General features: G+C 77.7%; 1 pseudogene. It reads left to right on the top strand.

Features of this window, described 5'->3' with window-relative positions:
- Positions 1 to 211, top strand: a pseudogene (locus tag ACPYOG_RS20970) (hypothetical protein); the annotation flags it as partial.
- Positions 212 to 233 lie beyond the last annotated feature (22 nt).

The raw sequence follows: 233 nt of genomic DNA, 5'->3' as shown, positions 1-233 counted from the left end.
CGACCGCACCCTCGTCGTCGGGCTCGGTGCCGGCGCGGACGCCGCCGCTGCAGTGCTCGCCGCCTCCGCCGGCACCCACGCCGAGGTGCGCCACGTGCGTGACCGGCGCGCCGCGCTCGCCACCCGCGCCGACGGGGTGCGCCGCAGCATCCCCATGGTGGACGTCTTCCCCTTGGCCGGTCCCACCGACATGCCTGCCATGGTGCCGTAGCTCGCGGCGATCGCGCCGGACC

This window comes from Leifsonia sp. HAY1-4F, assembly GCF_056755275.1.
Note: the sequence above shows the minus strand (reverse complement) of the source record. Positions and strands in the feature narration are given on the sequence as shown.